Origin of the sequence: Metabacillus fastidiosus NBRC 101226 (genome assembly GCF_001591625.1) — a bacterium.
Taxonomy (GTDB): Bacteria; Bacillota; Bacilli; order Bacillales; family Bacillaceae; genus Metabacillus; species Metabacillus fastidiosus.
Window position 1 is genome coordinate 20364 of the sequence record NZ_BCVG01000051.1, and the last position, 7269, is coordinate 27632.

General features: G+C 34.9%; 6 protein-coding genes. 1 reads left to right on the forward strand and 5 read right to left on the reverse strand.

Going from position 1 to position 7269, the window contains the following annotated elements; genetic code table 11:
- Positions 1-2 precede the first annotated feature (2 nt).
- Positions 3-431, reverse strand: a complete 429-nt coding sequence (locus tag BFA01S_RS12875) for a DUF948 domain-containing protein (protein WP_066230984.1) — start codon at positions 429-431, stop codon at positions 3-5.
- Positions 432-603: 172 nt separating this feature from the next.
- On the opposite strand from BFA01S_RS12875, the gene BFA01S_RS12880 reads away from it, so the two are divergent.
- Positions 604-1719 (forward strand): aminopeptidase, encoded by a 1116-nt coding sequence (locus BFA01S_RS12880; RefSeq protein ID WP_066230987.1) that lies wholly within the window; start codon positions 604-606, stop codon positions 1717-1719.
- Between the two features lie 32 nt (positions 1720-1751).
- Here the strand turns inward: BFA01S_RS12880 and murC are convergent, their stop codons facing one another.
- The 4 genes from murC to BFA01S_RS12900 all read right to left on the reverse strand — a co-directional run.
- Positions 1752-3050, reverse strand: coding sequence for a UDP-N-acetylmuramate--L-alanine ligase (gene murC, locus BFA01S_RS12885; protein ID WP_066230990.1), 1299 nt, complete (start codon positions 3048-3050; stop codon positions 1752-1754).
- Positions 3051-3248: 198 nt separating this feature from the next.
- Positions 3249-3875 (reverse strand): hypothetical protein, encoded by a 627-nt coding sequence (locus BFA01S_RS12890; protein ID WP_066230994.1) that lies wholly within the window; start codon positions 3873-3875, stop codon positions 3249-3251.
- 6 nt (positions 3876-3881) lie between these two features.
- Positions 3882-4967: a nicotinate phosphoribosyltransferase gene (locus BFA01S_RS12895; protein WP_066230997.1), complete on the reverse strand. Its 1086-nt coding sequence runs from the start codon at positions 4965-4967 to the stop codon at positions 3882-3884.
- 238 nt (positions 4968-5205) lie between these two features.
- A partial coding sequence (locus BFA01S_RS12900) for a DNA translocase FtsK (protein ID WP_156483664.1) occupies positions 5206-7269 on the reverse strand: 2064 nt, incomplete at its 5' end.

Genomic DNA, 7269 nt, shown 5'->3' on the forward strand with positions numbered 1-7269 from the left:
GTTTAAATGATATCTTTCGTTTCTTTCTTACTTTTCCATTTTTCCCAAAGATCAATCGCAACATTGCCCCACTGAACAATTTGGCTTATTCTCTCTTGATTATCTTCAAGATTAGAAGCAACCGATGTTGTTACTTTCCTAACTGATCTATTAAATTGCTGAATGGAAGATCCAACATCTTCAACAGCATGGACAACCGAGTTTAGTCTTTCTGACTTTTCTTGAATATCTTCTGCTAATACGTTTGTTTTATGTAATAATTCAGTCGTTTCTAGCGTTATTCCTTGCATTTGCTTTTCAAGACCTTCCAATGTTTTAGCAACATTATCCATTGTTCCTTGGAGAGAATTAAGCACCCTCGATAAGTATACAACCAGTATTGTAAAGGCAACTGCGATTAATGCGACACTTATATAGACAATAATAATCATGTCTTTTACACCTCCTGTTAGCCATATACCCAATTTGTTCAATCTTTAATCTTAATATAGTTATTCTCGTTAAATAATACAATTTCCTTCTAAATTAAAGCAAAAATATTTCAATAGTACTTATTAAATCGGTTAGAATAAAAATATGTAATTTCCTAAGGAGTGATTATCTATGAAAGATCCACGAATTACTGATTTAGCCAAAAACTTAATTAATTATTCCATTCGCCTGCAAAAAGGAGAAAAAGTATTAATTGAAAACTTCGGCCTTCAAAGAGAGCTCGTCACTGCATTAATAAAAGAAGCATATGAAGCTGGCGGATATCCATTCGTTTCCCTAAAAGACAATCAGGTTGACCGTGCTTTAATGATAGGCGGACAAAAAGAACAATATGAAATGATCGCTAGTTTTGAAGCAGAAGTAATGAGCAAAATGGACGCTTATATCGGACTCCGTTCAGGTGATAATATAAATGAACATGCTGATGTTCCTGATGATAAGATAAAGCTTCATGGCCAAACTATCGGACAAAAGGTTCACCGTGAAATTCGTGTTCCAAAAACAAAATGGGTTGTGCTCCGCTACCCAAATTCCTCTATGGCGCAGCTTGCAAAAATGAGTACGGAGCAGTTTGAAGATTTTTATTTTAATGTATGTAATCTCGATTACAGCAAAATGGACGAGGCAATGGATTCATTAGTTTCATTAATGAATAAAACAGATAAAGTCCATATAAAAGGAGAAGGAACTGATCTAACATTTTCAATAAAGGATATTCCTGCGATTAAATGCTCAGGACAAATGAATATTCCTGATGGTGAAGTATATACTGCCCCTGTTAAAGAATCAGTAAATGGAGTTATTACATATAATACTGCTTCACCTTATAACGGATTCACTTTTGAAAATATCCGTTTAACATTTAAAGATGGAAAAATAGTCGAAGCAACTGCAAATGATACAGAAAGAATTAATAAGATTTTCGATACAGATGAAGGAGCACGATTTATCGGAGAATTTGCAATCGGTGTCAATCCATATATTTTACATCCGATGCAAGATATTTTATTTGATGAAAAAATTGCCGGCAGCTTCCATTTTACACCTGGTCAATGTTATGACGAAGCATCCAATGGGAATAATTCAAATATTCATTGGGATATCGTTATGATTCAAAGACCTGAGTATGGCGGCGGTGAAATTTATTTTGATGATGTTCTTATTAGAAAAGACGGATTATTTGTTCTTCCAGAGCTGGAATCATTGAATCCTGAAAATTTAAAGTAAAAAAATAAAGGACTCATTTGAGTCCTTTATTTTTATGCTAATACTTGCTCATATGCCTGCTGATATTTTTGAATATCTCCAGCACCCATAAATACTAAAACAGCATTCTCATGTGCTTTTAGAACCGATGTATCCTTTTCATCAATAAGACTGGCGTTATCAATTTTTTCTAATAAGTTGTGGATAGAGAGATTACCAAAATTCTCTCTTGCTGACCCGAAAATATCACATAAATAAACATAATCAGCTTTTTGTAAACTGTCAGCAAATTCATTTAAAAATGATTGCGTACGTGTAAACGTATGCGGCTGGAAAACAGCAACAATTTCTCTGTCAGGATATTTTTGACGTGCAGCATCAATCGTTGCATTAATTTCAGTCGGATGATGTGCATAATCATCAATTAAAATTTGTGCACCAACTCGTTTTTCATTAAAGCGTCGCTTTACACCTGTAAAAGTCTGTAATCGCTCTTGAATAACTTCAACATTGACACCTTCATAATGACATAACGCAATAATTGCTAAAGCATTTAAAATACTATGATCCCCATAGCCTGTTATTTTAAAGGAGCTGTAGAATGTATTTCTTACTAAAACATCAAAACTTGTGCCGTCTACTCCCTTTACAATATTTCTTGCCTGGAAGTCATTTTCCTCGCCAAAACCATAGTAAACAACAGGTACTTTCGTTTGAATTTTTTGCAGCTCATCGTCGTCCCCATAAGCAATAATTCCTTTTCTTACTTGAAGAGCCATCTCCTGGAAAGCATTAAACACATCTTCAAGATTTGAAAAATAATCAGGATGATCAAAATCGATATTTGTCATGATCGCATAATCTGGATGATATGATAAGAAATGTCTTCTGTATTCACATGCCTCGAAAATAAAATATTTACTATTTTCGACTCCATTCCCTGTTCCATCACCAATAAGGTAGGATGTCGGTTGATATCCTTGGATAACGTGCGAAAGAAGCCCAGTTGTAGAAGTCTTTCCATGGACACCAGTAACTGCTACACTTGTATATTTCTCCATGAATTCACCTAAAAACTTATGATAGCGAATAACAGGCAAACCAAGATTCATCGCTTCTTCAATTTCCTCATGGGTATCCGGGTAAGCGTTGCCGGCAATAATTGTTAAACCCGGTTTAATATTGCTTCTGGAAAAAGGTAGTATTTCAATTCCTCGTAATTCGAGTGCTTTCTCTGTAAAGACAGGCTTTTCAATATCTGATCCCTGCACTTTATAATTCATATCATGTAAGATTTGTGCAAGAGCACTCATTCCAGTACCCTTTATTCCAACAAAATGATAAACAGTCATAAAAGAACCTCCAGCAAACGTCTATCTGATTGACAGTATATGACGTTCATCTAGTTTTGCAACCTTTGTATAATAATTTGTAAAAATGCCTTCTCGTAAAAACACTAATACATTCTAAATACCGAACTCTATGTAAGACTACGGTCACTTATTCTATACTACCAAAACAGAAAGATCATGAAAACTATAAACGATGAATTATTCATGTTCAGTTTTCCCATTCCAAACATATTGTATTGCATATTTCTTCAAATATGTTCGCCAACCTATTTTTTCCTGATTATTATAATCATTTAATAGACTGCTTATTTTATTATTACTCACTTTTTGAAAAATCCCTCCTAAGCAGAGAAACCTATCAAAAATAGGAACCGTTCTTGCAAAGAAAAAAGATTTATTCTGACTATCAACTGCATATTTAAGCTGGCAGATTATATTTGTTTGTAAATTTACTGCTGTTATATAATCTTCATTCTTCTTTATTATCTCATAGGGTTCAAGAACACTGACTATAAACAAAGCATGGAGCACATCGTCTAAGCGATGATGATGTTTAAGGAATATTTGATAAATAGTTAATCCTTGAACCGTTGTATAATCAAATGCAAACCAATTTAAAAATAACTGCTCCTCTAGTGTATTGAATTTAGAGGAAGATTTACATCCTACTTTCTCACTAAAAATAACTTTTGCTCTCACTTTTTCCCGAATGTTCACTCGGTGCTTAATATAAAGCATAAGCTGCTCATAATGATCGATCATCGCTTTTTCAAGACGGATCTCTTTATTAACACGATGTTCTTGTAAATCAATTACTTTTGCCATATTATATTAATCCACTTTTTCAAGACGAGGATTCGGTCGAAAACGTCTTCCAGCTTTCGCTTGAGGCTCCCCATTTAGAAGAACATTATCACCGGTGAAACCGATATTTATTTTTAGTAGACTTCCGCCAATGCCATAAATATCAGCTGGGACTTTTCTCTCTTCAAACTCTTTAATCCTCTCCTCATTGAATCCTCCACTTACGACTATTTTGACATGATTATATCCTTCACTATCAAGTGCCTCACGGAGGGCAAATATAAGCTCTGGATTAGCTCCTCTTGGATCAAATGTGCCTAAAACATGAGTATTTTGAATAAAATAATGATCAATCATCGTTCTCGAAGTATCAACGCGTACTCCTTTTAAATTATCTCCAAATTCTCTGGCCAAGCGAAGTGCATCATTAATACAATCATTATTGTAATCAATTAAGACGATAAGATCATCTTCAGGATATTTCTTGTAATATGCTTTTGCTGCTTCAACGACATCTCCATTAAAAAGCTGGATTAAAGCATGGGGCATTGTTCCCATACCTTCTTTTCCCCACCATTCATTCATAGCATGTGTAGCCTGTGCCGTCGATCCTCCGATATGTGCAGCATAACCATCACCCGCTTGCTGCGTAAAATGGTCATCCCTGTCTCCCATAAAAATAACGGGCTTATCACCCGCGGCTTTCACGACATTATATACATTCGTTGCAACAGATGTACGTCTTGATAGAATACCATCAATAATGCCTTCTAAATAACCGAAGTCTTCATAAGGACCTGCTATTGTTAACACCGTTTCAAAAGGACTTATTTTATCTCCATCCTGTAAAGAGTGAATTTCTAAGCCTTCAGGATTATTAGCAAATGTTTTAACAAGTGCGATCACCTCATCTGTTCCACATAAAACAGCATGATTCCTTTGAAAAAACTGCATTGTTACAATATTTTCCGGACAAAATTCCTTTACAATTTCACGAGTTTTTAAAAAATAAACTGCCGAAAACCATCCTTCTCCGACACGTTTATCAAATTTAAACGTCTGATTTGTTAACCTCTTGATTTTACCTTGAAGTTTTAGTTCTATTTCCTTCATCCATAAGCTCCCTTTTCCAAAACTTTTTACCCATCATATCATATTTTTCATCGAAAAAACGTAAGCATATTTACTGGAATAATTAAAAATAAAAGCTGTTTTTTCTTCCAAAACTAGATTGCCTTATACTGAAAGCTAAACAAAATAATCATCTCTTTACAGACAGTCCGCCTTACTGACCGTAAAGAGTCTTGTAACCTGCATATTAAAAAATAGTATAGAAAGGTAACTTTCTTACTTAAAAAGAGTTTCCTTCTTGAATCATCTCAAGCTCTTCTTCTGTAATAAGAACATCCCTCGGCTTACTGCCACGGTTCCCAGAAATAATTCCTTGTTCTTCCATTAAATCAATTAAACGTGCGGCTCTATTATATCCAATTCTAAATCGTCTTTGTACGCTGGATGTTGATGCACTTCCATGGGCGACAACAAACTCACAAGCTTCATAAAATAATTCATCCCCGTCCGCTTGCACAGCCGCTCTTTTCATCAATTCTTCCTGCTCAAACAGATAATTTGGTTTTGATTGTTTTTTTACAAATTCTACAACACGTTCGATCTCTTCATCTGATACGAATGTTCCTTGAAGCCTTACAGCCTTTGAGGAACCATTTTCTAAAAACAGCATATCTCCCTTACCTAAAAGCTTTTCCGCTCCATTTACATCAATAATTGTTCTTGAATCAATTTGAGAAGAAACAGAAAATGCAATTCGCGTCGGAATATTCGCTTTAATTAAACCAGTTATAACATCAACAGATGGCCTTTGTGTTGCAACAATTAAGTGGATTCCACATGCTCTTGCTTTTTGAGCGATACGACAGATTGCTTCTTCCACATCTCCAGGTGCAACCATCATTAAATCTGCCAACTCGTCAATAATAATAACTATATATGGTAAATGATCACCCATTTCATGTTCTTTTACGAGATCATTGTATCTTTTTATATCTCTTACACCCGAATGGGCAAAAAGTTCATAACGTCTTTCCATCTCTTCTACCGCCCATTTTAACGCTCCTGTTGCTGCTTTTACATCAGTTATAACTGGGCTGACGAGATGCGGTATTTTATTATATGGTGCAAGCTCAACCATTTTCGGATCAATTAATAATAATTTCACTTCATGTGGTGCAGCCTTATAAAGCAAGCTGACTAAAATAGTATTAATACATACACTTTTCCCGGATCCTGTTGCTCCCGCGATTAAACCATGCGGCATTTTACTTAAATCTGTTACGACAGGCTGTCCTGAAATATCTAATCCCAAAACTGCTGTCATTGCGGAAGGATTTGAACGAAATACAGGATTTCTTAATATTTCACGTAAAAATACCATTTTACTCTCTTTATTAGGAACTTCAATACCTATCGTATTCTTACCAGGTATTGGTGCTTCGATCCGAATATCTTTAGCTGAAAGGCTTAACTTAATATCATCAGTTAAATTCGTAATCTTATTCACTTTAACCCCTGGTTCCGGATGCACTTCAAAACGTGTGACAGCCGGTCCTTGTGTTACATTCACTACTTTTGCACCAACATTGAAATTTTTAAGAGTAACATCTAATAGTTCCTTTTGTTCTTCAAGCCAAACTTGATCATCGTTTTCCCTGTATGGAGGAATATTTAAAAAAGTAAGAGAAGGAAATTGATAACCACCCTCTTGATTTTGGCTAAGTTTCTTCTTATCTCTATTTAACATTACTACGTTAAAGGGAACGTTAGATTTTTCATTCGATGAAGGGATCTCCTTAGCTGGCTCATCTGTACGCATTTCTTCAGTTCTATCTTCGCTTCTTTGTATTGTCCGATCTTCTGAAATAATATCTTTGCTTTTATATTCTATTTTATCCTGTTGAATATGCTCCGTATTATCTTCATGAAGTTCTAAAAGTGCTTTTGAAGGTGACTGAACGCTCTCATTTGATCTGTCATTATATTTCTGATTTTCTATTAACTGAGAGGCTGCCGTATCTAATTCTCCTGATTCTTCTTGCTCATTTATTTCTTCTGACACTTTTAATATAAGCGGCTTCCGTCTATCTTCCTCTTTATACTTTTCTCTAGTCATCTGCTCGTTCTCTTGCATTACTTCTTCTAATACTAAAGGCTCTTTTTCTAATATGAGCAGTTCTGTTTCACTTTCTATTTCAATCTTAGTATCATTTTTTCCATCAATTTCTTCTACCGTTTGTAACATATGAGGCTTCGATCTATCTTCCTCTTTATACTTTTCTTTAATCAGCTGCTCGTTCTCTTGCATTACTTCTTCTAATACCAAAGGTTCTTTTTCTAATAT